This window comes from Nitrosopumilus oxyclinae (assembly GCF_013407165.1).
GTDB classification, from domain to species: domain Archaea; phylum Thermoproteota; class Nitrososphaeria; order Nitrososphaerales; family Nitrosopumilaceae; genus Nitrosopumilus; species Nitrosopumilus oxyclinae.
In genome coordinates this window covers 686,216-711,488 of the sequence record NZ_CP026994.1, presented here as the reverse complement: position 1 = coordinate 711,488, position 25,273 = coordinate 686,216, and the positions used below count along the sequence as shown (strand labels likewise).

At 33.0% G+C, this 25,273-nt stretch carries 32 protein-coding genes; 14 read left to right on the top strand and 18 right to left on the bottom strand.

Translation table 11 applies throughout. From position 1 onward, the window contains the following. The first annotated feature begins 51 nt into the window (after positions 1–51). On the top strand, positions 52–201 hold the full coding sequence (locus C5F49_RS04160) for a hypothetical protein (protein WP_179363471.1): 150 nt from the start codon (positions 52–54) through the stop codon (positions 199–201). 62 nt (positions 202–263) lie between these two features. Then, positions 264–761 carry a pentapeptide repeat-containing protein gene (locus tag C5F49_RS04155; RefSeq protein ID WP_179363470.1) on the top strand — a complete coding sequence of 166 codons (498 nt, stop codon included), beginning with the start codon at positions 264–266 and terminating at the stop codon, positions 759–761. A 52-nt stretch (positions 762–813) separates the two neighbouring features. Here the strand turns inward: C5F49_RS04155 and C5F49_RS04150 are convergent, their stop codons facing one another. Further along, positions 814–1,149, bottom strand: a complete 336-nt coding sequence (locus tag C5F49_RS04150) for a hypothetical protein (RefSeq protein ID WP_179363469.1) — start codon at positions 1,147–1,149, stop codon at positions 814–816. Between the two features lie 73 nt (positions 1,150–1,222). Next, the gene (locus tag C5F49_RS04145) at positions 1,223–2,494 is read right to left on the bottom strand and encodes a dicarboxylate/amino acid:cation symporter (RefSeq protein WP_179363468.1); all 1,272 of its coding nucleotides are present in this window, start codon (positions 2,492–2,494) and stop codon (positions 1,223–1,225) included. Positions 2,495–2,569: 75 nt separating this feature from the next. Between C5F49_RS04145 and C5F49_RS04140 the strand changes: the two genes are divergently transcribed. Continuing rightward, positions 2,570–3,664: a homospermidine biosynthesis protein gene (locus tag C5F49_RS04140; RefSeq protein WP_179363467.1), complete on the top strand. Its 1,095-nt coding sequence runs from the start codon at positions 2,570–2,572 to the stop codon at positions 3,662–3,664. On the opposite strand, the gene C5F49_RS04135 is transcribed toward C5F49_RS04140, so the two are convergent. Further along, positions 3,661–3,873 (bottom strand): hypothetical protein, encoded by a 213-nt coding sequence (locus C5F49_RS04135; protein ID WP_179363466.1) that lies wholly within the window; start codon positions 3,871–3,873, stop codon positions 3,661–3,663. The genes C5F49_RS04140 and C5F49_RS04135 overlap by 4 nt on opposite strands. Positions 3,874–3,995: 122 nt before the next feature. Between C5F49_RS04135 and C5F49_RS04130 the strand changes: the two genes are divergently transcribed. Then, positions 3,996–4,304, top strand: coding sequence for a Fic family protein (locus tag C5F49_RS04130; RefSeq protein WP_179363465.1), 309 nt, complete (start codon positions 3,996–3,998; stop codon positions 4,302–4,304). Here the strand turns inward: C5F49_RS04130 and C5F49_RS04125 are convergent. Further along, positions 4,286–4,672, bottom strand: a complete 387-nt coding sequence (locus C5F49_RS04125; protein ID WP_179363464.1) for a cyclophilin-like fold protein — start codon at positions 4,670–4,672, stop codon at positions 4,286–4,288. The two genes, C5F49_RS04130 and C5F49_RS04125, sit on opposite strands and share 19 nt — an antisense overlap. Positions 4,673–4,685: 13 nt before the next feature. On the opposite strand from C5F49_RS04125, the gene C5F49_RS04120 reads away from it, so the two are divergent. Both C5F49_RS04120 and C5F49_RS04115 read left to right on the top strand, forming a co-directional pair. Beyond that, entirely contained in the window at positions 4,686–5,216 is a 531-nt protein-coding gene (locus tag C5F49_RS04120) for a DNA-directed RNA polymerase subunit K (RefSeq protein ID WP_425489647.1), read from the top strand. Positions 5,217–5,342: 126 nt separating this feature from the next. Continuing rightward, positions 5,343–5,657: an AlbA family DNA/RNA-binding protein gene (locus tag C5F49_RS04115; RefSeq protein WP_179363462.1), complete on the top strand. Its 315-nt coding sequence runs from the start codon at positions 5,343–5,345 to the stop codon at positions 5,655–5,657. Here C5F49_RS04115 and C5F49_RS04110 read toward each other — a convergent pair. Next, positions 5,654–6,070, bottom strand: a complete 417-nt coding sequence (locus C5F49_RS04110; RefSeq protein WP_179363461.1) for a transcriptional regulator — start codon at positions 6,068–6,070, stop codon at positions 5,654–5,656. The genes C5F49_RS04115 and C5F49_RS04110 overlap by 4 nt on opposite strands. Positions 6,071–6,179: 109 nt before the next feature. Between C5F49_RS04110 and C5F49_RS04105 the strand changes: the two genes are divergently transcribed. Continuing rightward, positions 6,180–7,124 (top strand): asparagine synthase C-terminal domain-containing protein, encoded by a 945-nt coding sequence (locus C5F49_RS04105; protein ID WP_179363460.1) that lies wholly within the window; start codon positions 6,180–6,182, stop codon positions 7,122–7,124. Here the strand turns inward: C5F49_RS04105 and C5F49_RS04100 are convergent. The 6 genes from C5F49_RS04100 to C5F49_RS04075 form a co-directional block, all read right to left on the bottom strand. Beyond that, on the bottom strand, positions 7,121–7,267 hold the full coding sequence (locus tag C5F49_RS04100; protein WP_179363459.1) for a YHS domain-containing protein: 147 nt from the start codon (positions 7,265–7,267) through the stop codon (positions 7,121–7,123). The two genes, C5F49_RS04105 and C5F49_RS04100, sit on opposite strands and share 4 nt — an antisense overlap. Before the next feature lie 52 nt (positions 7,268–7,319). Further along, positions 7,320–7,574: a hypothetical protein gene (locus C5F49_RS04095; protein ID WP_179363458.1), complete on the bottom strand. Its 255-nt coding sequence runs from the start codon at positions 7,572–7,574 to the stop codon at positions 7,320–7,322. After that, the gene (locus tag C5F49_RS04090) at positions 7,571–7,765 is read right to left on the bottom strand and encodes a hypothetical protein (protein ID WP_179363457.1); all 195 of its coding nucleotides are present in this window, start codon (positions 7,763–7,765) and stop codon (positions 7,571–7,573) included. The genes C5F49_RS04095 and C5F49_RS04090 overlap by 4 nt, the downstream gene beginning before the upstream one ends. A gap of 68 nt (positions 7,766–7,833) precedes the next feature. Then, complete coding sequence (locus C5F49_RS04085) at positions 7,834–8,199, bottom strand: DUF6659 family protein (protein WP_179363601.1); 366 nt, start codon at positions 8,197–8,199, stop codon at positions 7,834–7,836. A gap of 62 nt (positions 8,200–8,261) precedes the next feature. Further along, positions 8,262–9,362, bottom strand: a complete 1,101-nt coding sequence (locus tag C5F49_RS04080) for an aldo/keto reductase (protein ID WP_179363456.1) — start codon at positions 9,360–9,362, stop codon at positions 8,262–8,264. A gap of 30 nt (positions 9,363–9,392) precedes the next feature. Then, positions 9,393–10,283, bottom strand: a complete 891-nt coding sequence (locus C5F49_RS04075) for a prenyltransferase (protein ID WP_179363455.1) — start codon at positions 10,281–10,283, stop codon at positions 9,393–9,395. Between the two features lie 84 nt (positions 10,284–10,367). On the opposite strand from C5F49_RS04075, the gene C5F49_RS04070 reads away from it, so the two are divergent. Continuing rightward, entirely contained in the window at positions 10,368–10,571 is a 204-nt protein-coding gene (locus C5F49_RS04070; protein ID WP_179363454.1) for a hypothetical protein, read from the top strand. A 9-nt stretch (positions 10,572–10,580) separates the two neighbouring features. Here C5F49_RS04070 and C5F49_RS04065 read toward each other — a convergent pair whose 3' ends face one another. From C5F49_RS04065 to C5F49_RS04035, 7 genes are all read right to left on the bottom strand, one after another. Next, positions 10,581–11,348, bottom strand: a complete 768-nt coding sequence (locus C5F49_RS04065; protein ID WP_179363453.1) for a hypothetical protein — start codon at positions 11,346–11,348, stop codon at positions 10,581–10,583. 72 nt (positions 11,349–11,420) lie between these two features. After that, positions 11,421–14,126 carry a hypothetical protein gene (locus C5F49_RS04060; RefSeq protein WP_246275388.1) on the bottom strand — a complete coding sequence of 902 codons (2,706 nt, stop codon included), beginning with the start codon at positions 14,124–14,126 and terminating at the stop codon, positions 11,421–11,423. A gap of 61 nt (positions 14,127–14,187) precedes the next feature. Continuing rightward, the gene (locus C5F49_RS04055) at positions 14,188–14,769 is read right to left on the bottom strand and encodes an archaellin/type IV pilin N-terminal domain-containing protein (RefSeq protein ID WP_179363452.1); all 582 of its coding nucleotides are present in this window, start codon (positions 14,767–14,769) and stop codon (positions 14,188–14,190) included. A 100-nt stretch (positions 14,770–14,869) separates the two neighbouring features. Beyond that, complete coding sequence (locus C5F49_RS04050; RefSeq protein ID WP_179363451.1) at positions 14,870–16,633, bottom strand: DUF7507 domain-containing protein; 1,764 nt, start codon at positions 16,631–16,633, stop codon at positions 14,870–14,872. A 20-nt stretch (positions 16,634–16,653) separates the two neighbouring features. Beyond that, positions 16,654–17,352: a hypothetical protein gene (locus tag C5F49_RS04045; protein ID WP_246275387.1), complete on the bottom strand. Its 699-nt coding sequence runs from the start codon at positions 17,350–17,352 to the stop codon at positions 16,654–16,656. Between the two features lie 7 nt (positions 17,353–17,359). Continuing rightward, the gene (locus C5F49_RS04040; RefSeq protein WP_179363449.1) at positions 17,360–17,881 is read right to left on the bottom strand and encodes a hypothetical protein; all 522 of its coding nucleotides are present in this window, start codon (positions 17,879–17,881) and stop codon (positions 17,360–17,362) included. Beyond that, positions 17,874–19,037: a TackOD1 domain-containing metal-binding protein gene (locus C5F49_RS04035; protein WP_179363448.1), complete on the bottom strand. Its 1,164-nt coding sequence runs from the start codon at positions 19,035–19,037 to the stop codon at positions 17,874–17,876. Before C5F49_RS04035 ends, C5F49_RS04040 begins: the two co-directional genes overlap by 8 nt. Before the next feature lie 135 nt (positions 19,038–19,172). Between C5F49_RS04035 and C5F49_RS04030 the strand changes: the two genes are divergently transcribed. The 6 genes from C5F49_RS04030 to C5F49_RS04005 all read left to right on the top strand — a co-directional run bounded on the left by C5F49_RS04030 (position 19,173) and on the right by C5F49_RS04005 (position 25,263). Continuing rightward, the gene (locus tag C5F49_RS04030; RefSeq protein ID WP_179363447.1) at positions 19,173–20,792 is read left to right on the top strand and encodes a type II/IV secretion system ATPase subunit; all 1,620 of its coding nucleotides are present in this window, start codon (positions 19,173–19,175) and stop codon (positions 20,790–20,792) included. Then, the gene (locus C5F49_RS04025; protein WP_179363446.1) at positions 20,789–21,712 is read left to right on the top strand and encodes a type II secretion system F family protein; all 924 of its coding nucleotides are present in this window, start codon (positions 20,789–20,791) and stop codon (positions 21,710–21,712) included. Before C5F49_RS04030 ends, C5F49_RS04025 begins: the two co-directional genes overlap by 4 nt. Before the next feature lie 4 nt (positions 21,713–21,716). Continuing rightward, a complete protein-coding gene (locus C5F49_RS04020; protein ID WP_179363445.1) occupies positions 21,717–22,643 on the top strand; it encodes a type II secretion system F family protein in 927 nt (308 codons plus the stop codon). Positions 22,644–22,917: 274 nt separating this feature from the next. Next, positions 22,918–23,763 (top strand): TrmB family transcriptional regulator, encoded by an 846-nt coding sequence (locus tag C5F49_RS04015; protein ID WP_179363599.1) that lies wholly within the window; start codon positions 22,918–22,920, stop codon positions 23,761–23,763. Positions 23,764–23,856: 93 nt separating this feature from the next. After that, complete coding sequence (locus C5F49_RS04010) at positions 23,857–24,354, top strand: HEAT repeat domain-containing protein (protein ID WP_179363444.1); 498 nt, start codon at positions 23,857–23,859, stop codon at positions 24,352–24,354. 99 nt (positions 24,355–24,453) lie between these two features. Then, on the top strand, positions 24,454–25,263 hold the full coding sequence (locus tag C5F49_RS04005; RefSeq protein WP_179363443.1) for a histidine kinase: 810 nt from the start codon (positions 24,454–24,456) through the stop codon (positions 25,261–25,263). The last annotated feature ends 10 nt before the right edge of the window (positions 25,264–25,273 follow it).

The following is a 25,273-nucleotide window of genomic DNA, read 5'->3' as shown; positions in this document are numbered from 1 at the left end:
GTAAGCCCAGATATACTATTGAAATTTATTCAGAATATCCACAAATGAGTCATGCAAGGTAGAAAAGATGAGCATAGACATCAAGAACTACTCAAAGAAAAGAAAGAGTTAGAAAAAAACAGACCACATGGAATTGATGAAATGCGAAGATGGAAGCACAACATGGGTAAAATTTTACAAGAATTGGAACTATACAAGTAATCACTCAAGGTACATTTTAGATCTAAATTCAAATGTACTATATCAATAAATCAATACACATAATGAATCCATCAGATGTTTTTAGAAAAAGGAATCTCTCAAAGACCAATTTTGAATATGAGGAATTGATTGGAAGAGATTTTTCAGATTCCAACATGAAGGGAGTGAATCTCAAAAACAGAGATATACACAATGCGGATTTGAGATGTACTGATCTTAGTGGAGCAGATATGAGCGGGGCAATATTGTTTTATGTAAAAATGCGAGGTGCAGATTTACAAAACACCAATCTATCCAATGCAAAGCTATGGGATGCAGATTTGTATGGAGCAGATATGCGAGGAGCAGACATCAGAGGGGCAGATTTGTTTTATGCAGATTTACGAAGTGTGGATTTGAGCGGAGCTAATCTCAGTGGAGTAAATCTCAGACACACAAATTTTGAGGGAGCAGTTTTAGAAGAGACAAATTTTGAGGGAGCAAACTATGATTCACACACATTAGACACAATTTCTGAAGATAAAAAAATAAAATTAAAGCAGCAAGGAAATTCATGGTAAAGTATAATCAAAAAAAGATACAGTTTATTTTAAAATGAATCCAAAATTAAATTTAGTTTAATTTTTCTCGTAGTGTAATAACTGAACGTAAAATCAAGCCAGACATACCCAAATTAGATGTAAGAAATTCACTAGCCCTCAAAAGAGATGCTTCCCCTCGAAATCCTTCATCATAAATCATTTCCACAGATCCTTTATCAGTCTCAACAAAAGATGTTATTAAAGAAAAAACACCTAATTTCTCATCAGTTCGTTCTGAATAAAGTCGTAATTCTACTTTTGAAATTTTGAATTCATCTTGGATAAAATTTCCAGAAGAAAATAAAATTTTAACAGCATCAGGAGTTCGATCTACACGTCTAGGATTATGTAAATCAACAATATTCATTCTGTATCATTTAGAATTATTCCTAAATAAGTAATAATATCAGCACAAATTCCCATCAGAAAGGATTAGAGAACTAATCTCGCGTTATTTTATCAAACACGCAACTAGCTGTAAGATCTCCTGTAACATTAACCATAGTTCTGATCATGTCTAAAATTCTATCTACAGAAATCAATAGTAAGATTCCAACAGGAGGGATTCCCACAGTTACCAATATGGTAGATAAGACAATTACACCAGCTCCTGGTACAGCAGGTGTTCCAATAGAAGCCAAAAGAGAGGTGACAATGATTACAAGCATAGCCAACAGACTCAATTCAATTGAAAAGAGTTGTGCTAAAAAGAAAACAGCTATCACTTGATACAAGGCAGTACCATCCATATTCACAGTAGTTCCAAGTGGAATTACAAATTTTGAAACTTTTGGATCAATCTTGAGATCATCTTCTGCAGTCTTTAGTGTGACAGGCATTGTTGCCATTGAACTAGCTGTTGAAAAAGCCAAAGTTTGCGGATTGCGGAATTTTAAAAATGTAGAAGATATCGGTCTTTTTGCTACAAACTTTAAGATCAACATGTATACCAGCAACATAATTCCAAGACCCAGAACAACAGTTCCCATGTATACCCCTAATCCAACCATTGTTCCCATACCAACGGTGGCAACCATTCCAACAATTAATCCAAAAACAGCAAACGGTACAATCTTCATAGAAAACAATAGAATGTATAATGTTATTTTTTGAATTGATTCCAATATATCCAATAATGGTTTGACTGATTCTTTTGGAAGTGCTGCCATTGACAGTCCTACAATGAGTGCCATCACCAAGATGCTAAACATCTGCCCTTCCAGATATGAAAAAATAGGATTACTTGGAATTATGTTAGGTATTATACTTGGAATATCATCTAGTGAAAAGCCATCTTTAATTTGTAGATCATCATCTGAAAGATCATGAGATTCTTGAAGAGCAGTAAGATCAAGAATGCTACCAGGGGATATAACGGACGCAAGAAATACGGCTACAAGTATTGCGATTGTTGTGGTGATTACAAAATAAACACCAACGCCTAATCCCAGAGTTTTTAGTTTATCTTTTGCCCCTAAATTAGTAATAGCTACAACGATGGAGGCAAAGATTAACGGAACAATTATCATTTGAATTATACTCAAAAATATGTTAGCAGGAATTTTCAGATACGATGTTAGAGTATCTAAAGTCTCATCATCTAACCCAACACCCACATCATCACCTAAAATCAGCCCTACACAAAGCCCTATGATTAAAGAGATTACAACTTGTAGCCATAAATTTTTGAAAATATATTTCTTAATGGTCATTTAATACATTTTGATTTTCAGCATCCATCAAAAAGGATTCGATAGCATTATTTACCAAAAAATTAGTTTTCAAACATGGATCCTCACAAGTTTCATGGTAAAGATATTCCACATATCAAACTAGACCCAAAAATGACCATAGAAGACTTGGTCGATGTGTTTGCAAGTTCAGGATATAATGGACGGCAGTTAGGTGATGCAGCCAAATTATATGCAAAAATGATTGAAGAGGATGCAACAATTTGCCTAACAGTTTCAGGTGCAATGACGCCAGTTGGATTTGGAGGAATAATCAAAACATTAATTGAAAGAGGATTTGTAGATTGGATTGTTACGACAGGGGCAAATGTGTATCATGAGGATCATTTTGCTTGGGGACTGCCAGTAAAGCAAGGAAGTTTTGATGTCGATGACATGAAATTGTATGAAAATGAAATCGTTAGAATTAGAGATGTGTATATCAAATTTCATGAAACATTAGAAGCTCAAGATGAATTAGTTCAAAAAATGTTTGGAGATGATTTTCCAGATGAATCATTTACAACTGCAGAATTTTGTAATTTAATGGGAAAACTAAGTAAAGAAAAAGCAAAACATCCTGAAAAAAGTTTTGTCACATCAGCATATGATTATGATGTCCCAGTATACATTTCAACTATGAAAGATTCATCATTAGCTTTGAATTTAGCAGTACACAGATTAGCAGGTAAAACATACAATTTGGATTTCGTAAGAGAAATCATTGAACAAGCCGCCATCTTGTATGATTCTAAAAAATCAGGCATTTTAGAATTGGGGGGAGGAGTACCAAAGAATACGGCTCAGCAAACAGGACCACTATTAGATCAAATTCTAAAAAGAGATGATGGAGGACAAGATTACATTATTCAAATTACAGATGCACGTCCAGATACAGGAGGTTTGTCAGGTGCAACACTTCAAGAAGGGAAGAGTTGGGGCAAAGTTCAAGATGCACATAACGGTATGGTTACAGTTTATGCGGATGCCACCATAGCATTTCCAATTCTAGCATTGTACGTTCTAAGTAATCAAAAGAGTAGAAAACCAAAAAGACTTTACAAAAAACTAAACACACTATACAAAAAACTAAGTGATGATTATTTCAATAATCCTGCCAACAAAGTAAAAAAATCAAAGAAGAAAAACTAAAACCTATCAAATCGAGCACGTTCTAGATCACGATCATCTTTAGATTCTTTCTTGTATTCTTTGTAGTGTTCTTTACAAAGAACAGTTTTTTTTCCAGATGAGTTTACACGCAACCCTGCATTTTCGACTTTACTAGTATTTAGAGAACGAGTGCCATCTTGATCACAGCCTTCAAAATTGCATTTTGCTCCTTTTGAAATTATTCCCATATTGAATAATAATCAAGATGTTATTTATACTTGAAAATAATTTTTAAATTTATTATTATCTACAAAGGAGCAATTTCAAAATTGGTTCATCGTTTATAAGAGGAATATTTTTTTCTAAAATCATGGGTGGAGGAAAGAAACCAACAGCAGGAAACAAAGACAAATCTGCAGGTTCTAAAGATACAAAGAAAAAGAAAGACAAAGGTGAAGGGGGACCAAAGAAAGCAGAAATTACCGTTATAGTAAATGAGCAACAAGCATTAAAAATTATTCAAAATTCCAAAGTTCTCACTGTTCAGGATCTTGCAAGACAAACAGGTGTTAAAATTTCTGCAGCAAATGCATTCCTAAAAGAATCTACAAGTAAAGGAATAGTAAAAAGAGTTGGCGGATATTCAGGTCACTATTTGTATCAAGCAGTTTCTTCATAAATACAAAGTACATCTCCAGATTTAACATCCTTTAATGCATCAATTTTTTCACCTAATTTTCCTATAGGAGTCATTGTTTTTGTAAATACAGCATCATTTAGAAAAAAACACAAACTTCCAGTTGAGGGTAAAAATGCAACATCGCCTTTTTTGAATTCAGTTTTAGATCTTTCAATTCCAGAATCAATGTTAGATTCAAAATACAGAATACTTTTTCCAAGTAAATGTGCATGGCCCTCTAACGGTAAAGATCTCATAATGGTTCCAACAGTTCTTGGAGACAAGTGACGTTTTAGATCACATGAAATTTTTGCTTTTCCACGAATTTCTAATATTAGCTGTTTTCTGGAGACTGACGATGTACTCAATTCGTACTTTAAAATGATTAGATTATATAACGTTTTAAAGAAATTTTCTTACTTGTCTGATGTTAATGAAACTGAATTAATTGAAGCTCCACAACCTGAAGAATTAGATGAAGAGGTTGAGGAGAATGCAGGGTTAAACAAAGCATTAGATACATATCGAAAATTAATAGATAGAAAAGATCTTGTTGAACCATTAACTGAAAAAGAACAAGATAGTCTTGAAAAAAGAATCAAAGAAATTGAAAACAGAGAAGTTGTTGAAAGAATTGAAGAACATGAACCAGTAGAAATTCCTTGTGAGAAGAATAAAATTACAATCGGACCACCGACATTGACAAGATTTGAAAAGGCAAGAATCATGGGAGCAAGAGCATTACAATTATCATTAGGGGCACCACCATTTATCCCAATTCCAAAATCAGCAAGAATTTCACTAGATATCTCAATGGAAGAATTAGAACAAAGAGTAATCCCAATTACAATTAGACGTGTACTTCCAAACGGAGATTATCAAAACATACCAATTGATTATTTTGAGAAATAATCAATAGCGAATAAAATTTTAGAGATAGTTACAGATTACCAGACAATATTGTATATGACAGTATATCAAAGATGAACCTATCGTCGATAAAACTTAAAAGAACACAAAATTTCTAAATATTGAATAATGCTCATGGAAGGGACAACTGAAACAAGGGGTCAAGAGCAGACCGAAAAGTCTGAACAGGCCGTAATAAAAATAGGAAATTATCCAGTAATGGAATCAGCTCTTGAAGTATTAACAATATTAGGAAATAAAAAGAAAGTAGTTTTACAATCAAGGGGAAATTCAATACCAAATGCTGTTGCAGTAGCGAACATCATTACAGAAAAAATGCTCAAAGGTAACTCAAAAGTTCAAAAAATTAATCTAGACACAGTAGAAGCTGCAGGAATTGGCAACATGACATCAACAATTGAAATTATTTTAATTAAAAACTAGTAGACGCTTCCAGGGCCTTTAAGAAGCATATTTTCACATTCTTTACAAACTTGCTCATCAATGTTTGATTCCAAATTGTGATGTATCTCACAAATTAACAAACTTGATTTGATATAATTACACAGTCCAATAAATTTAGAAAGACTAGACGGGGTGTAGGCCATATCAGAAGATAGACCATCACATAGTTCATCAATCATTATTGAAACTTGTTTTTCTGCCAAAAGTTTTGCAATTAAAGAAGGGTCACCTCTGGTACCTCGAATATAATTGCTAATTGCAGCTTGCGTTACACCTAACATTTTAGAAATTTCCTCTTCTCTGATGTTATGATCTTCTGCAAGTTTTTTTGCAAGAATAGCCCGCAATGCAGGAATTAGAGTTTTTGATTCAATTTCAGCAGGAAGTAGCAATACCCCTCAAGGATTGAATTGAGGATTTAAAGTTTACAATAAAAAATGAATTATTGTATGTGCTCTCATTAGGCATAGCTATTTTAATTTCAAAATTGCATCAATTGTATTGGAAGAGTTTTCAAAGAATCTGTACAGTGCATTAGAAGAGTCATGTAATGAGTGCAAGTCAAACTTAATATCATTATCAGGGGGTTTAGATAGTTCAATTATTGCATATTTTTTAAAACAAAGAAAACCCAAAGCAGTGGCAATAATTGCAGATGATTTTGTTTCAAAAGATTTGACATATTGTCAAATGATTTCAAAAGAAATGGAACTACCACTAACAATTTACAATGTCAAGACAGAGCAAATACTAGAAGCAGTAGAAGACACAATTAAAATTTTAAAAAATTTTAACGATATTGAAATTCGCAATAATGTTGTAATGTATTTAGCAATTAAATGGGCAAAAAACAATGGCGAAAAATCAATAATTACAGGTGATGGTGCAGATGAACTGTTTGCAGGATATAGTTTTCTCATAAACAAATCCGAGGATGAATTAGAAAGTGAAGTTAAGAGAATATGCTCAGTAATGCATTTTCCAACACAGGAAATAGGCAAATCATTAGGGATAACCATAAAATCTCCATTTCTAAATGAAAAAGTGATTCAACTGGCTGAAAAAATTCCAGTTAATCTCAAAGTTAGAGAAGAAGAGGGTAAAAGACAAGGTAAATGGATTTTACGGAAAACTTTTGAAAAAAACATCCCAAAACAAATTGCATGGAGAGAGAAATCACCAATGCAAGATGGATCTGGAACTGCAGGTTTAACCAATCTCTTTGATTCCATAGTGGGTGAAGAGCAATTTGTTGAAAGAAAATTAACTGTAGAAAAAACAGACAATGTCGTAATTAGAAGTAGAGAATCAATGTACTATTATGAAATTTTTAAAAAACTGTACGGTACTCCGGCAGATCCAAAATCAGAAGAAAAATGCCCATACTGTAAACATCATGTCGGTAAATCTAAATTCTGTAGAATGTGTGGAGCATTTCCAATCTAAATATTATTTTTATATTTTCGGGGCTTTTTGAGGAAAATTCGCCTACATCCTGAACAACAGAAATAGACTTTTTTTCCATCATGATCATGAATTAAAGCTAATTCTTCATCAAGTTCAATTCCACACACAGGATCTACTGGCACAAATTTTTTACTTTTAAATTCAATTTATAGTTTCATTTGTAGAGAACTCAACCTAATTGATTAGGAGACAATTTTTGAGTTTTTTTGTAACTGTACCAGTCATAATAGAAAGATGATTAATGTCCAATCCAAGTTCTATACAATTTTGTAGGGAAGCAATGGATTCAATTTCTTCAGTAGCACCAAAAAATTCCTGTCGTCCAAAACATGTTTCACAAACTAACCATTCACTAACATTTCCACCAAAAGTGACAGGCTTGTATTTTATTTTGTAAACAGGTGTATGTCTATCATGACAGCGGTTCATATTGTAAGTTCCTGAATTTGAGATTTTATTTTATGAGTTACATCAGAGGTAATTTTTAAAATATGTTCAATATCCGAACTAGACAAATCAGTTTGCCCCCCAGCAAAAGAATCTTTTACAATCAATCCAATTTCCTTAGTCAGTTCAGACATTGCTAAATAATCAGAATCAAGTTTTTCATCAGTCAACATAATAAAAAATCAAATGTTATTGCTAATTAAGAAGATCACAAAGTCCCAAAATTGGAACCCCGATCAAACTAGGAATGAATTATTTCAATAATTTTTTTGGGGAGAGAACCATAATCAGAATCAGGCTCAGATACTACATACAAAATGTCATCATTAATTATTACACTAATTGCAAGTGCACGTTCTCGTGATGCCAAAGCAAAATTGACAGGACCCAATTGTTTATCAAACTCTTTTCTCATCTTTACACGTAATGCCAATTCCATGAAAATCATTTCGTCATCTTTTTCACTTTCTAATGGTTCAACATTTTCCTTCATTCCACCAGCTACCAATCGACCACGTTCATTTATCACTCCAGCAAATCGAATTTTAGGATCAATTGTAAAAACTGAATCACAAATTTTTGTGTAATCATATATTTTTGCAGACAAATTACTATGACTCTCAATTGTCCTCATTTATTATCTTTGTATAAAATTTTGAGGCTAATAACTTAGGAAGTTAGTTTCTTTACCAATGCAAGAAATTCATCTTCAGACAATGATGTGATTTTCATAATTCCAAGATTTTCTAAAACATGCGCTTCAGATTTTTGCCCTACTAATGGTGCTAAAACACCAGGAGTTGAGCGAATGAATTGCAAGGCACGTAAAGAGGGTTTTAATTCATTAAATTCAGGCATTACCCCAGGAGTAAGCAAACGTCCTTGCATAAATGGCACGCTAGTGAACACGCCGATTCCCAATCTAACAGCAGATTCTAAAATTGATACGTGTTCATTTCCAAGTATTTGATTTTTTGCAAGTAGTGCTTGATCATAATTCATGTTGTAAGGCAACTGAATAAATCTAAATCCATGATCTTCACCTCCAACTTGTTTTGCTAAATTTACCGTATCTTCTAATGAGAGATATTGGGGATTATCAGATGGAACTCTAAAGCATTCCCATGTTGCCATACCATAAAATTTAATTTTACCTTCTTTTCGTTTTTGTTCATACAATTCAAAAACTAATTTTAGATTTTCTAAAAATTTTTCTTTAGATACATCTTTGATTTGACCTTCAATAGCATTATGGAGATAAATTAGATCAAGGCATTCAATATCGAGATTTTTTAAACTTCTATCTAACTGATCAGATAAATATGGAACAGTCATGCAATGATATCCTGAGGTCACATCGCCTTCTTTTATCACACCTTTTTGAGAATATTCTTCTTTAACATATTCCCAAAACCCCAACTGAACATCAGCATCATTAGTGACATATCCATTTTTTGAACTGATAAAAATCTCATCACGTGAAATTTTACCATCGTTAATTAATTCAGAGATTGCTTTACCAACAGAGCGTTCTGCCTTTTGAGATCTATAATTAATTGCAGTATCAACTACGTTAATACCCAACAAAATAGATTGTTTTACAGCATCAGTTACCAATTGATCTGTTTTAGCATCTGGTTCTCCAAGATAGGTTCCAATACCGACATTGGAGAGAAACAAATTTTCAAATTTTTTAAAATTACTCTCATTTGCGCCTGAATTTTTAGCAAATTTTTGAGTTCCTTCAGTACTAGCAAAGCCAGAGATCATGAAATTTTTCTATTCATCACTAAATTTATGTCAAGTGATAGAATCAATTAAAAAACCAACTACAAACAGCACACCAGTGATTCTGCCAAACATCAATGTAGAAGACATGTAAGGTACAAGTTGATCTATAGAATCATAATTTTTTTGCAAACCAATGCCTGATTTTATCATTAATGGAATGCTAAGAAAACTAATCAAAGAATATACAGGGAACAAGTTTGTAGAAACACCAACAATTATTGCCAGATAAGAAACCAAAGGAAAAATCCAGAATAATTTTGAACCAGTTTTTTTACCGACTGCAATGACCAAAGTTTTTCGTCCCTTTGACTTGTCTGCATCATGATCTGGAAAAGATGCAATAAACAATACTAGAGACGAGAGAGATCCCACAACAATTCCTGCAAGTATTGATTCGAAAGATATCTGTCCTGATTGGATAAAGAAAGTGCCAATTACTATCATAGAACCTTTCACTGCAACAAAAAACTCACCTAATCCAGAGTCAACAATTTTTGTAGAATAAAAATAAATTGACAAAATTGCAAACCCCAAAATTATTGCAATAATAATTCCATCTGTAACTACAAAGTATCCGCCAATAATAGTACCAATAATTAAAAATACAATTCCTGCACGATAAACAGAAGATGGTTGCAGTAATCCTTCTGGCAATACACCAGTTCCACCACTCATTTTAGTTCTTGTTGTTTCAGTATCAATTCCTCGTTTAAAATCCCAAAAATCATTTAGTAAATCAACACTAGCATGTAACGCCATAACACCAGCAAATGTCAACCCTGCATCAAATAGGTTAATTGCTGAATTTTGCCACCAATTTAATGCCAATCCAACAGACACAGCAATTACAGAAGCTAAAAGAAATCGTACTCTAATTACACGAAACCATACAGAAAGCATGAATTATTCTATCAGGTTTTCATTATAATATTGATGAGTTTTGAGGAATTGACGATTATATTATGAAAACAAGGGTGAAAATTCATGATTCTAGGTGAAATTGGAGAAGATGAAAAAAGAGTAAAATTCAATGTTCCAATTCATTGCACAGAGTGTAAAAGATCAGTACCAGGCAGAATAATATCTGGAGAGGAATATTCTCAAACCAAAGCATTTGAAATTGAATTAGAGCATTTTAAAAAAAATTATCTATGTGGTATTTGTAGAGATAAAAGAAGAAGAAAATAAGATGATTTACTAGTCGTCATCATCGTCATCATCATCATCATCATCATCATCATCATCATCATCATCATCATCATCATCATCGTCATCACCATTGCCGTCAGTGAAATTTTGATCTGTTCCAGTGAAAGAATATGAAACATCAAATGCTCCAATGTCAGTTGAAGTACAATCTAAAATAACACCATTTACTAAATTGGAGCTTGAAGAAGGCACATTAAATGCAGCAAGTCCTATCTCAAAGCATTCTGGGAAAGTAATGATATCATCTTCAATCGTTGGAAAATTATCTTTTTCAAAGACATTAACTTTAACAACAGTACGAGTGTTTTTTAATTCAGAATCTGCAATGAAAATTGTTTCCATGTTCCCTGCAGCATTGAAAGGATTAATCAAAATACAAGGGGCATTATGAGCATCGCAGCTGTCAAGACCGTTAGGAATTGTCCTATCAAAAGATAGAGAGTTCACATAAAATCTAGAATCAGAAGAACTGTTGGATTTATTTTTTCCATAATCTGAATTTTTGTCATGTTTGTCATGTTTGTCATGTTTGTCATGTTTGTCATGTTTGTCATGTTTGTCATGTTTGTCATGTTTGTCATGTTTGTCATGTTTGTCATGTTTGTCATGTTTGTCATGTTTGTCATGTTTGTCATGTTTGTCATTATTTGATGGATAGTAATCACCAGTTGCAAAAACACTATCTCCTACAGAAATAGAGCCTATTAAAATTGCAGAAATAACGAAGATAGTCAAAACAAATATTTTACTTGTCATTAATGAGTCAAAGAGTTTTTAGATTTTAAAATTAAAGATGTTCAATTGAACAAACTACAGATTCTGAAATAATTATAGTTCTTCCTCTTCTTCCCATTCTTCTTCTAAATTAGTTTTAGATTTTCTCAAGAACATAAAGACAACAACACCAACCATCAGGATTCCACCAATTACAATGTAAATTATCCATTCAGGCAAGTCCAAATCTATTGAGTCAAATACAGGTTCAGGAGCATCAACATTCACAGTAAAGGAATCTTTTCCTTCAGCATAACCTTCAGCAGTTGCAATAATTTCAAATGAAATATCAGGACCTTTCAATGCAGTCAAACTCACAATTGCACTGCCATCAGAACCAGTTCTAACGACATTTGGAGTAATTAATGCATCCTCAGAATTTGCACTGATTTTTATCGAAGCGCCAGATACTGAATCTGCATTTTCATCATCTACAAATAATTTAAATTCAATGGGTTTATCAACAGGAATTTCAGAATCCAATCCTCCTGTGAATATTTTTAATTGTGATTGAGAGGAAGCAGTAGTAACATAGATAGATGTTCCATTCACGCCCTTTGCACTTGCAGAAATTACAGCATTACCTACAGAACCAGTTGTTTCAATGTTAAATTTAGTGTAGGATGAACCTGCAGGAATCATAACATTTTCAAGAATCCGAACTACAGAGTCTTTTGAAGAAGTAATTTTTGATTTTATATCAAATTTGGGAATGACAGGATTTCCTTGCAGATCTACCAGTTGTACAATACCGATATTTTCTTGATGATCAGCATTCATTTTTTCTACAGGTATTGAAATTTGTATTTGAGATGTAGGATGAGTGATAAAATTAGCACTTCCTTGCAAATTCAAATTAGCATTTTCCCCAATAGGCTCCACATTTAGAACAATTTTTGTCTCTGATTCAGATATGTTAAATGAGTCACTTCGTAATTGTGTAAAAGTAAAAGTATCATCTTTTTTTATCTCAACTAATCCATTTGTTGGAGTTATCAAATATTTTCCTGTCTCTTTCATAATTTTTGGTCGTTCTTTTGCATCAAGTGCAATTAAAAACATATCAAAAAATCCATCACGATCAAAAATTATATTATCAAACCCAGTAGGAGAAAATAATCTAACTTCTTTTTGTTCTAGTGTATTAATTACTTCAGTAGTAAATGAACCAGTACCTACACCATTAATGGATGTAGAAATTTTTACAGGTCCAGTTTTTTGGCCTGTTGAAATTGTAGATGTCCCATAAGAATATGAGCTGAGGATTTTCCCTCCATCAACAATAGTAGCTTTCTGATCGTCACTTGATATTACATTAATTTTTTGAACAAATCCATCAGAGTATTGATTTTCATTAGATTGAATAGGATACAGTTCATCTTCTTCTAAACAATCTATACTGTACAAAATAATATCTTCAGAAGATAATTCAGTATTATGAGTTATTTCTTCAGAATCCTCATCATTAGACTCATCAGATTCTTGGAGACATTCAGGATGGATTCGAATTTCTTTGCCATCAGGTCTAAACCCATCATCATCACCGTCTTCTTCAATCATCGATAATTGGTATGTAAAAAATGCTGTAGCGTTGCTAGGAATTTTACTCAAACCAAAAACAGATACAGTGGTATCATAATTTTTATCATCAAAATTATTATCACTTGGACGATTTCTTTGATCCATTTCGATAGATTCCCCTATTGTTCGAAACGTGTCAGTGGCAGTGCCAAATCCTTCAGAACTAACTCCAATTAAAATATCATTTGCAAGTAAGTTTTGTAAACTATATTTCTGCTGAAGTAAGTATCCAAACTGATCCTTTTTTATCATGGGTTTTTCTACTTGTTTGCTAATTTTATCAAGATTTTCACCAATTGGATATTGTTCACTGGAGAAAAAATCCAGTGGAATATCATTAGGAGTTTTTGTCGGATTGCCATCAGAATCAACAACGCTTACAAAAATATTCAAAGTTCTATCAAACTCAGCAGGAATTAATTTTGGGAATATAGATAATTGTAATGACGTAGGAAGAGTGGATGAAATTTGGATACTTTTAGCTACATCAAGACCAGAATCTTCATGAATTGCACGAATGAAAGTATTTCCCACTTTATCATAGGCAGAGATAGTACCCCATGCATAATAATCACCTGAATTAATAGTTAGAATTTGTGAATTAGTGGTTGCCAAAAGTCCATCATAATCTAACAAAATATCAACATCATTAGGTGCACGAACTATAACACCATCGCTAGTTTTTAGAAAAACTGTAAATGGCATTTTAGAATTCACATGCATGTTATTTGTTGGAAGGTTTAATTCTAAAATCAAATCATCGGGAAGATAGGTTTCATCTGTACCAACATCAATTTTTTGAAATGTAATTTTACCATCAAGGTTAGCAGTAATTGTAGTGGATCCGGATTTTTCACTGGTTGTCACAGGAAACGATGCAAATTCTTCATTGGCCTTTAAAACAATTTTGTTTGGAACATATGCAATAGAAGGATCGTCAGAACTTAGACTGATTGGAACATCATTAGATGAAGTAATAGGGACTCCAAATTTACTTAGAACAAAAACATATCCTATATGGTGCTCAGAAACTCCACTTTCCAAATGAGATGGAGATATTGCTAATTTTATCGAATAATCAGATAATGCCTCCAAATTTTGTGCCGAAACAGGACTAAAAGTTCCAGAAAATAATAGAATTGTAGCAAGTAAGAAGAGGATTGGTTTTTTTGTTTTCATTTTTTTCTCCATTTTTATTTTTCACTCCATTTTTTTTCATAAAAAGGAAAAAAGGGTGGAGTTATCCACTTTGTTGACCAGCGATAACAGTTCCAACAAAGACAGCACCGTTTGCAGTTGTTAACTTGAACTGTGTGTCTCTTCCAGACTTGATGTTTTCATCAAGTGTAGCGATTACTGTTACCTGTTGACCAGGTTGAACTTCTGCAGAAGATGATCCTAGTATTGTACTAGGTCCTCTTGTAAGAACATTGAATGAACCCTGTGGGGCAGGATCAACAGAAGTATAGTTGTATACTGTACCTCCAATTCTCACTTCACTTAGAGTAAGTTTACCTACACTGTTACTTTGTACATAAACTCCTACTTGTTCACCTACAACAAGACCATTTCCTGGTGTATTTGTTGCAGGATATGTGGTACCATCATGGTTTGCTAGAGTAGTACCATCTGAGGCATCATAGCCTGTGAATTTTAGAGATTCAATGTTTGGTGAACCACTGATTTGAGCAGAACTGAAAAATCCTTGTGAAAACACAAAGACAATACTTCCACCAACCACTGCGATTGCTACCAAAAGAAGTGTTGCGATTACTGGAGCAACTGCTCTTCTTGAAGTCATTTTTGACTGTAGTTTTGTCATTATGAATTTCTTAGAATTAAAAAAGATGTTAAAGAGATCTTTGTTCAAAATGGACTACAATTAACTGGTTTGTACGTATGTTTTTGAATTTGAACAAAAATTAAGAGCCATCGACTTGCAGGACAATTTCAGATAAAGGTCCTACTGAGAAATTATTATCTGTCTGACCCTGAGCCAATACATACATTACATACATTTGATCATTTGTTATATTTGGCGCCCTTGCACTAAATTGAATTGTATCTGCAACATTTGATGATGTACCTAAATTAGAACTAGTTATTCCTATAATTTGTGTAGAACCATCTCCAAATACAGTAACAGAAGGAGTACTCACAAAACCAGAAGTACCACCAAGAATAGTTACGTCAGTCCATTCTTTAGGAATGTTAATTATTAATTTTCCACCAGAATCAATGAATGTGTTATCATCAGTGTCCAAGTCAGCAAATACAATGTTAAATGTTTCAACAGAATTTGGGATAATGCCAACTCTTGAAGATTGAATATCAGTACTAAGTACAGAGTTAACAGTATCTGAAAGATAAACATTACCAATAACATCAGCTCCATCATACATTGTACTTTGATATCCTGATTTTCCAAATGAGCCAACATTGGTAAAAACAGATGCTTGGACCACAATAGATTCTAAAATATTTTGGCCAGCAATTGAGCCAGGCAATACTTTAACCAAGAAAGATTCTGTGGAATTCGGAGGGATTGTAACGGGATTAGTAAAATCTTGCCACATTATGATGTTTTCCGATGGACAATCCCAATCGTTAGTTCCAGTGGGGAAAATATTTTCAGCTTGACAATTTGATGCAAATAATTTATCATTGTTATTTGCCCCTGGAGAAAATGCAGTTAATGATAATTTAGTTACCTCCATTGGAGCATTTACAGGATTTGCAATATTTACACCCCACAATGCTTTTTGACCAGAATCTCCTTGAGATGAAGGAATTGTCAGAAATAGCTTTGGACGTGCAAGTAATTCCTCGTTAATTATATCAGGATCATTTTCTCCACTTCCACCATCAGTTGGCAATCTCAATATACTAACATCAGATACAACATTGCTAGACACATCATCAGGAATTACATCATCACCACGTGCTACTGCTGAAAAAGTTAAAAGATCTGAACTAGCACCAGTTACCTGATAATCCCAAGTAAACATTACAGATGCACCACTATCTAAATCAACACTTGGAGGAGTATGTGATGAAGATGCAACAACAGAACCAGAACCTGTTCCAACAAAGGACAGTGTATCAGGTTCAACATTTTTAATTAATGAATTCCCTGTATTTGTTACAACCATGGCTATTGTAACATTTTGTCCAATAATTACATCAGGGGGATCTGTTACGAGTTCAGCACGCAACCCAGATGAACTAGGTCCTGTTCCTACAGTTAACTCTGTAACTTTAATTGTTCCAAATGAAGAAATTACCTTGATATCATAAGTATCAGGAATCATTTGCAATATTTGATTCTCAACAACATTTGACGTAAAACCAGATGGAACAAATGCATCATCATAATTTACATCATAGCGATTAACAGGTTGAGTGGGCAAAGTTTTGTTTGTTATCCAAATACTAGAGATTTCAACGGGATTCTGACCAAAATTATTTACACCAACATCAAGAAAGTTATTTGCATCAGTTGAAACTATTAATCCAAACTGCTCTTGTTGTTTTTTTATTTCTAAATCCGAAACAATTCTTTGAGTAGTTACAATATCTGTTTGAGCATCCAAAGCCAAACTCAAAACAGAAAATCCTGCAATCATCAGTACGGTAAAAAATAATGCTCCAACAACAGAGGACAATCCACGCCTATTTTTAGGCATTAATGATGATTTTTCAAAATTTATCGTGCATCACCACTATCAATTAAAAATTCTACAAGGTGCATTCCACCAGTATTTAGAGAGACTGGAATTCCTTTGTTAAGTTGGATATCAGGACTAGATGAATCAAGTTTTACCAGAACGTTGACAATTTGACCATTTTGAATTTCAAATGTTTCACTCTGCAAGTTAGGATTGCTTCCAGTAGATAAAATTGAAAACATGCCATCTGCAGGAAATTCACCAACTGATAAATCCAAATCAAGCCCCGATGTAGAAGAATCCCAAGAATGAGTTGTACCGCTAATGATAACTTTTTCTAAAAATATTGAATTAAGACCGTTGTTTTGAAGTTGTAATACAATAAACTCAGTTCCACCAGATGAAGGAATTGTGTCTGGATTTGAAACACATGATGCCCTACACAAGTGTGAATCAGTTAGATTGTCAACTTCCAACAGAGTTAACAGATTTACAGAATCTCGTGTATCATATGCAAGAAGTAAAAGATTGAGCGATGAAGAATCCAATGTAGATACAGTTCCAAGATTTCCAGTGACAAATGCATCATTCATAAAATAAGTCAAAGTACTTGCTCCAGTTACAGTAACTGCCATCAACATCATAGTACTAATAATATCAGCAACTCCACGTCTATTTCTTAAACGAGAATTTTTTTCCTTATTATATTTCGGATTGAAAGTAAACTTGTAATTCATTTTCATCTCATGTATTAAATGGCGACGCAACAGTAGTAATGAAATTCCCTTTTGAAGTAGTAAGAGAAATTTTGTATTCAGAATTAAGGTAATATGGATCATTCCATGTTTGAGTTCCAGTGGTTAAAATTATATCAGAACCATCAAGAGTTATTTTTTGATTATTTTTTACCTGAATAGAATCATCTACATCCACCCAATTTGCAATAATTTCTTGGGTATCTATTTTTAAAATAGTAATATTTGTAATTGTGGACTCAACCGTTCCAATATTTGCCAAATCTATTGAAATATCATCAGTGTTAGGTTCAAATCGTACATGTTCAAAAATTATATCTTCACGATGAATTTGATTTTTTGATTTTTCATGGAATGACAAATCATAGGTAAATGCGCTTATACTATTCATACCATTAAACAATATCACAGAGCCTACGGAACTTACAATTCCTAAAATCACAATGCTGCCCATAACCTGACTAACAGCACGTCTATTTTTTACTGGAATTTTAAAAAAGACATTACTCACTTTTGCCACCATTCTTTGAATACCATTCAGAAACAAACTCTTCTACGCGAGAAAGAATTTGAGAAAAATCAGGTTCTGAAATTAGATTAATACCATAGTGCTGAGCAAGGCTTTCAATTCCATCATTAATTCCAGAGACAGTAACTAGTAGAGTATTTGTCGGATCAATGTCTAATTTTGGAACCAATATGGAATTCATGTCAGACTGATCAACTCCGGTTGGTTGATTTCGGATAAAAATTAAAATCGACTCCCCACTAGTTTTACTTTTTGCATATATTGGGATTTCATGAATATTTCCACTTTTTCCTTTAATTGAAATATTGAGTTTGGCATCAAAATTAAATCCCTGTAATAATTTTAACAATTCATCTTTGATTTGATTTGTATCAGAATTAATTGAAATTTCAGAATTTTTTAATTTATAACTAAATGTTGTAATAAATTGGCCAGAATTTGTATCAAAATCATGTTCATGTTTTCTGCAATGTAATTTAATTACAGCATTATCAAATTTTTCCTCACAATCATCACATTGATACCACATTGCAGGAACCCGTACTTCTTTTTCAAAATTTTTAATTTCTTTTTTACAAGAAGGACAATTGGAATTATCTGGGTCTGTAAAATCAAAATTGATACTTTCAGTAATATAACCACATTTTTTATGTTCAAAGAGATTAAGTTTTTCAACACTCATTGAATGGCATTTGGGACAATACAAACGCATGCTAGATGAAAAAGTTTCAGGATGTACAGGACACACAATTAATTTTTCATATACTTTTTTTTCTAAAATTCCATCAGAAACTAAATCATCAAGACATGTAACATTATCTTGCATTTCCCCTATTTTTGATAAAATTGGATAAAACAAAAGACCTTCATTGTAATCTACAAATGGTTTGATGGTACGGTCCTCTAGTTTCTGAACTTCTTGAATCAACTTTACAGCCTTACTGGTAGAAGGTTTTACTACATCAGCCTCTAGCGATAAAATAAGATCTTCATCAACAATGGTTTCAGGGCTAGATTCAACAGTAGAATCATCAGAATTTCCTTTAAAAATTGATGATATATTACCAAAACCAGATAATTTGTGCTCAGATTTTACATCCAATGGTGCATCATTTGAAGAGATTTTTCTTCTAAACATGAGAAATTACCTCATATGATACGAATAGAACACTTGCCATGGTGATATTCTATGCAATGTTTAGAGTAAAAGGAAAATGTTGTTCAAATGAACGAACATGCGTTAAAACACATAGGTTACGCATAGAAACTGAAATTGAAATTTAGTATTTTAAAAGATAGTTTATCAGCATTGCAAAAATTACAACCTGCAAATAAACTAGATTTCAAACCCAAAAAAAAGCAGGTTAAAACAGTTGTAGAAGAATTAGAAGAAGATTTTAAAATTCCAAAATATATGACGCTCTCAAAACTAGATTGGGATAATAATGAGATTCATGCAGGTATAATTAAAGATCCCACAGCTAAAGGAGGATTAAGATATCAAGTAATAGAACCTGTTCTCTCAGAGCGTGATCAAAAGGCCTTTGAAATAATTAAAAAATTACTAATGACAGAACTTACTGTTTCATTGCACGATATTAAATCAAAAAAAGATGCAGAAAGAAGATTAAAAAAGAAAATCACATCCATGATTAAAAAATACAGATTAAAAATTCCTCCAAAAAACATAGCAAAGATTAATTATTTTGCAGTTAGAGATTTCGTCTATCTTGGAAAGATAGAACCATTAATGCGTGATCATATGATAGAGGAAATTAGTTGTGATGGAACAAATATTCCAATATACATTTGGCATAGAGAGCATGAATCAATGCCAACTAACATCATATATGAAAAAGATGTAGAATTAAATAATTTTTCAAGAAAAATGGCATATATTTGTGGAAAACATGTTTCTATGGCAGACCCAATCATTGATGCATCATTACCAAATGGAAGCAGAATTAATCTAACTTTAGGTCATGAAATTACAAAACGTGGAAGTACATTCACAATACGAAGATTCAGAGCAGACCCAATTACAGTTATTGATTTGATAAAATTTGGAACAATGTCAATTGATATTGCAGCATACATGTGGTATTTGGCAGAAAAAAAATCAACTATGCTTGTTGCAGGAGGTACTGCTAGTGGAAAAACTACCGCACTCAATGCACTTGCCACATTTATCCGACCAGGAGAAAAAGTAGTCAGTATTGAAGATACTCAAGAACTAAATTTACCTCATGAAAACTGGATTCCGGCAGTATCCAGGCAGAACTTTACAGACACACAAGTAGGAGAAATTAATCAATTTGATCTTCTCAGAGCAGCTCTAAGGCAAAGACCAGATATCATAATTGTTGGAGAAACAAGAGGAAGAGAGGCTTACACATTGTTTCAAGCAATGGCTACAGGTCACGGAGGATTTTCATCAATTCACGCAGATTCAGTGGATGCAACACTGACAAGACTAACATCATCTCCAATGGATGTACCTAAGGCACTAATCGCAAACAGTCTTGATTTGATAACACTTCAATTAAAAATTAGAGTAGGAGACAAATCACTTAGAAGAATCATTCAAGTTTCAGAGATTGACGGGGTTGATGAAACTACAGGTCAAATTAAAACACATGAGATTTTCAAGTGGAACCCAAAGACAGATGTTCATGAATACATGGGAGATAGTGTAATTTTTAGAAAACTCAAAGAACGAGATGGGGATAGTGAAGAAAAAATCAATTATGAATTGACAAAAAGAAGATTAGCATTAGAATGGATGGTAAAAAATGATATTCGAGATCACAAAGAAGTATCTGCAAACGTAATGGACTATTATGCAGACCCTGAAAGATACTATGAAAGAAAAAGACTAGAGGTGCAGATTTGAAATTAGCTGGAAGTAAACAACAAAAGAAAGTTCAAGAAGAATCAGTAGGACAACTACACATCTACAGTTACAAATTACTAAATGATCACGTTAAATTTCTTCATCCAAAATTAACATCACTAGACAAATCAATCAAACAAGCAATGATGCCAATTCCATTTGAAGTCTATGTTTCAAGTATGGTATTCTTTAGCATGATCGCAGGAGTATGTGGGATAATTATGGGGATTATTGCTGCTCAATTCATCAACATTCAACCAGCAAGCGTCGGAATGATCCTCCCACTCTTGAGCGGATTGATGCTTTTTGGAATGACATTTGGAATATTACAAATGATTCCAGCTATTAGAGTAAAAAATAGATCCGCAAAACTGGTTGAGGAAATTCCACATTTTATTGGATATATGTCAACTCTAGCAACAAGCGGTTTAACACTAGAAGGGATTTTCAAAGCAATAGCAAAAGAAGACACAGATGAAGATATTGTAAAAGACTCCAGATTTATCGTAAGGAATATCGATATTTTAGGAATGGATTTGATTAGCGCCATCAAAGATTTAGTACATAGAACTCCATCAGGACCATATTCAGAATTACTAGAAGGAGCAATAGTTACAGTTCAATCAGGAGGAGATCTTAAAGAATACTTTAACGCAACTGCAAAAGTTCAGTTAGAAGAAAAGAAAATGCTAATGCAAAAAACTACAGAATCTCTAGGGAGTGTTGCAGAAATTTACACAATTTTACTGATTGTATTTCCATTACTTGCAGTAATCATGTTATCAATTATGGGTATAATGAGTCCGAGTCTTGCAGGATTTGATTTGTTGACATTGATGAATATTCTAACATTTGCAGTAATCCCACTTAGTGGAGTACTGATGTTGGTAATGATGGATACAATGGTGCCAAAGAGGTAAAAGTATGGAAGTTGTAAAAAGGAAAAAAATAGAAAACAAAACTAAAAAATATACTGCATTAGAGCCATCAGAATCAGTTCTAAATAACAACATTCTAAGGACAATCACGTTTTCATTAATTGCATCAATTAGCGTTCTCTCAATGAGTTTCTATTTTTCAGAATATTCAGATTCAACTACAATTAGGGATGTAGGATTAATTTTTGGAATAATGGTAGGAATAATTCCATTAACCATACACCAACTAAAAGAAGTTCAAAGAAGAGATAATATTGATAGGAATATGCCCGTATTCTTACTGGCTTTGTTAAGTTCTGTCCAAAGTGGAGCGAATCTAATTAAAGCAATAGAGCAAGCTGGTGAGAGAAACCTGGGAGCACTAACGCCAGAATTAAAAAATCTCAGGGCAAATATTAGTTGGGGAACCCCGATTGAGGATGCTTTTGAAAACTTTGCAGAAAGAACTGGAACTAGAGTTTCAAGAAGAGTAACGGTGTTGTTGGAAATGGCAATGAAAATTGGAGGAGATGTAACTGAAAATCTAGAAATGATTCAGAAACACGTATCAGAAATGCAAAATATTGAAAAAAGTAGAAAATCAGCATTAGCACCATACACATACACAATTTACATTTCATTTGGGGTGTTCTTGGCAGTGGCAGTATTACTTACAACTAGTTTTTTCACGGAAATTGAAAAAGTCCAAGAAGGATTGCTAGCATCAGGTAGTGGTACTGAAGGATTATTCGGATCCCTTGCGAGTATGGAAATTGACAAATTAGAATCAGCATTGTTTAACATGGCAATCATCGAGGCATTGTTTGGCGGACTGGCGGCGGGAAAGATTGGTGCCGGATCATATGTTGCAGGTACAAAACATGTTGTTGCAATGATCATAATGGCCGTGGTGGCGTTTAACATTCCAATGTAAAGTTCATTTTAGACATTTTTTAAAAAAAATGTACAATATGAATATAAAAAATAATAACTTAATACGATAATAACATGATAATGTGTAATTTTAAAAAAAGACAACATATTCTTGTTAGTAATTGATCTAACACGCTGATCCTTTAGTTCACATCGATCTTTTAGAAAGTACCAAAAATGGAAATAACATATTTCGAAAGACTAAGCAATCATACGAAAATACTAAATGCAATCCTGAAAAATGAGCCTATGGTCAAGAGGATGAGAAAATAATGATGTCATATCAAGAACAAGTAACTGGAATTGCAATTGAATTAGAAGAGATTTTAGATTTAGATGATTTGGAAGCTAAAGTATATCTTAACTTGTTAAGAGCAGGACCAATTACTGCAAGTGCTCTTGCAAAAGAATTAGATATTGACAGAGCAAGAATGTATAGAACTGTGGATAAACTAGTAAGTAGAAACATTATTTCAACAACACTATCTAGTCCAAAATTATGTATTGCAGCAGATCCTCATGATGCATTAAAAATTGCTTTAGGGAAAAAAGAAGACGAGGTAAATAAAATAAAAAAATCAGGAGAAGCAATTATTGATAAAATTAACAATGAAATTAGCACCAGTCAAGTCAGTACAGTTCCAACATTTAGAGTAGTCCAAGGTCGTCAAAATATCTATGCTGACATTGCACACCTAATTGAAAATTCAACTGGAATTACATACATTGCAACAACATTAGATGATATTTCACGAATGTATCATAGCACAATACCTGAAAAAATTAGCATTTGTGAAAAGAACGGAGGTCAAGTCAGATTACTTGTAGATATGACTGATCCAAAATTAGCACCATTTGTTAAAAGATTCAATGCCACTGAAACACGAATAGGAAAACTTCCATCTAAAGGAAGAATGGTGGTTCAGATGGATAAAAAAATGATAATGTCTGACTCTGCTGCATCGTCTCATAATTCTAATGCAGATGCAGATTTTTCTCTATGTACAAACTCATCAGAGATGGTAGACAATATTTTCACATTATGTTCATTTCTATGGGACGCTTCAAAACCACTCAAAACCATCGATGTAAAACAGTATGTTAGAAAAACAAAATCTTAGATGCATTTAATATCATACAAAAGTAAGAGTTTCATAAAAGTCGAGCCTAATAAAATAGAAATCGTTAAAAGTTATTAATTCCCAGATTTGGAAATGGCAATAGAAATCTATGATGAAAACAAATTGAGAGACCTTCCAGATGAACAAAGGATGTCAGTTTGTGAAAGAATCATCAAAAATGATAGTGATGAATCAAAAAGATGGGATGCAGTATGGTTAATCGGAGAATTAGCTGAAAATAAAACAAAAGACGACCCGTTATTTGACAAAGCTGCAGACTTGATGGAATGGGTTTTAAAAAATGATAATAACGGAGTGGTAAAACATGAGGCATGTTATCAAATTGCAGGCAGAAACATGAGAAGCAAAATTCCAGTACTAGTAGACTCTGCCCTAAATGACAAAAGTATCTTAACAAAACATGAAGCAATTGAATCTTTAGGACTCATGCGAGCTTTTGATGCTATAGATTTGATTAAAGATGCAGAAGTTGATCCAAGTATCGATGTTAGGGAAACTGCAAGATTTGTAATCAAGAGATTACGTAGATTACAAGATCAAGGCGAATACAAACCAACAAACATTTTGTAATTTAATAAAATTACAACTAGATAATTTAAATTTTTCAAACCCCCAGATGTCTTTTAATTCACCCAATAGAGATTTATAAAAAAAATCTAACAAAACAATATGGGCAATGGCGGTATTGATCCAAAGGAAACACCAGATGTAGTACCAGAGAAAGTAGAAAGTTCCTTTAATTACAAAGCATTTCTAGGAATTGTAATTTTAGTAATAACATTTCATATAAGCATCAATTATTTCATATCAGGAGAAAATGCAGATACAGTAGTTTCCCTATTTTCAATGTTTGTCCCACTTGCACTTTCAATTATTGGATTTTCAGTAGTTAAAAAATACAAAGGAACCCAAGTTTTTGGTAAAGCATATCTAGCACTATCCTTAGGATATCTGAGTATATTTTTTGCAGAAGTCACATATGCAGTATATGATATTGTTTACGATATTGAACCATATCCATCCATTGCAGATGTGTTCTTCTTTTTACTATACCCATTATTATTGACATATCTTTTCATCAATATCAAATTCTTTTCTCCAAAGTTAGGCAAAAAATCAAAACTGTGGATAATTGCGATGCCATTAATTGTATTACTAGGATATTCAATATTATCTACTACTGAAGGGGAGATCAGCTTTCTAGAATTTGATTTCTACTATGGAATCGTGTTTGTTTATTCTGCAACACTCACATTAGCAGTAGCAGTAGTAGGGGCATCAATATTCAGACAAGGAGCCATTGGTAAAGCATGGTTAATTTTAGTCATAGGAATTTTACTTAACAACCTGGGAGACCTTTGGTATTACAATTTAGAATTGTTTGAAGGGTATGATCTCACACATCCAGTAAACATGTTTTGGTATTCAGGATACTTGGTTGTAATCTATGCCTTACTCAAACACAAAAAAACACTTTAGATTCTATAAA

Coding starts and splice junctions, on each gene's coding strand:
- C5F49_RS04160 (WP_179363471.1), top strand. CDS start 52: ATGCAAGGTAGAAAAGATGAGCATAGACATCAAGAACTACTCAAAGAA.
- C5F49_RS04155 (WP_179363470.1), top strand. CDS start 264: ATGAATCCATCAGATGTTTTTAGAAAAAGGAATCTCTCAAAGACCAAT.
- C5F49_RS04150 (WP_179363469.1), bottom strand. CDS start 1,149: ATGAATATTGTTGATTTACATAATCCTAGACGTGTAGATCGAACTCCT.
- C5F49_RS04145 (WP_179363468.1), bottom strand. CDS start 2,494: ATGACCATTAAGAAATATATTTTCAAAAATTTATGGCTACAAGTTGTA.
- C5F49_RS04140 (WP_179363467.1), top strand. CDS start 2,570: ATGGATCCTCACAAGTTTCATGGTAAAGATATTCCACATATCAAACTA.
- C5F49_RS04135 (WP_179363466.1), bottom strand. CDS start 3,873: ATGGGAATAATTTCAAAAGGAGCAAAATGCAATTTTGAAGGCTGTGAT.
- C5F49_RS04130 (WP_179363465.1), top strand. CDS start 3,996: ATGGGTGGAGGAAAGAAACCAACAGCAGGAAACAAAGACAAATCTGCA.
- C5F49_RS04120 (WP_425489647.1), top strand. CDS start 4,686: ATGATTAGATTATATAACGTTTTAAAGAAATTTTCTTACTTGTCTGAT.
- C5F49_RS04115 (WP_179363462.1), top strand. CDS start 5,343: ATGCTCATGGAAGGGACAACTGAAACAAGGGGTCAAGAGCAGACCGAA.
- C5F49_RS04095 (WP_179363458.1), bottom strand. CDS start 7,574: ATGAACCGCTGTCATGATAGACATACACCTGTTTACAAAATAAAATAC.
- C5F49_RS04090 (WP_179363457.1), bottom strand. CDS start 7,765: ATGTTGACTGATGAAAAACTTGATTCTGATTATTTAGCAATGTCTGAA.
- C5F49_RS04080 (WP_179363456.1), bottom strand. CDS start 9,362: ATGATCTCTGGCTTTGCTAGTACTGAAGGAACTCAAAAATTTGCTAAA.
- C5F49_RS04075 (WP_179363455.1), bottom strand. CDS start 10,283: ATGCTTTCTGTATGGTTTCGTGTAATTAGAGTACGATTTCTTTTAGCT.
- C5F49_RS04070 (WP_179363454.1), top strand. CDS start 10,368: ATGATTCTAGGTGAAATTGGAGAAGATGAAAAAAGAGTAAAATTCAAT.
- C5F49_RS04065 (WP_179363453.1), bottom strand. CDS start 11,348: ATGACAAGTAAAATATTTGTTTTGACTATCTTCGTTATTTCTGCAATT.
- C5F49_RS04060 (WP_246275388.1), bottom strand. CDS start 14,126: ATGAAAACAAAAAAACCAATCCTCTTCTTACTTGCTACAATTCTATTA.
- C5F49_RS04055 (WP_179363452.1), bottom strand. CDS start 14,769: ATGACAAAACTACAGTCAAAAATGACTTCAAGAAGAGCAGTTGCTCCA.
- C5F49_RS04050 (WP_179363451.1), bottom strand. CDS start 16,633: ATGCCTAAAAATAGGCGTGGATTGTCCTCTGTTGTTGGAGCATTATTT.
- C5F49_RS04045 (WP_246275387.1), bottom strand. CDS start 17,352: ATGAATTACAAGTTTACTTTCAATCCGAAATATAATAAGGAAAAAAAT.
- C5F49_RS04035 (WP_179363448.1), bottom strand. CDS start 19,037: ATGTTTAGAAGAAAAATCTCTTCAAATGATGCACCATTGGATGTAAAA.
- C5F49_RS04020 (WP_179363445.1), top strand. CDS start 21,717: ATGGAAGTTGTAAAAAGGAAAAAAATAGAAAACAAAACTAAAAAATAT.
- C5F49_RS04015 (WP_179363599.1), top strand. CDS start 22,918: ATGTCATATCAAGAACAAGTAACTGGAATTGCAATTGAATTAGAAGAG.
- C5F49_RS04010 (WP_179363444.1), top strand. CDS start 23,857: ATGGCAATAGAAATCTATGATGAAAACAAATTGAGAGACCTTCCAGAT.
- C5F49_RS04005 (WP_179363443.1), top strand. CDS start 24,454: ATGGGCAATGGCGGTATTGATCCAAAGGAAACACCAGATGTAGTACCA.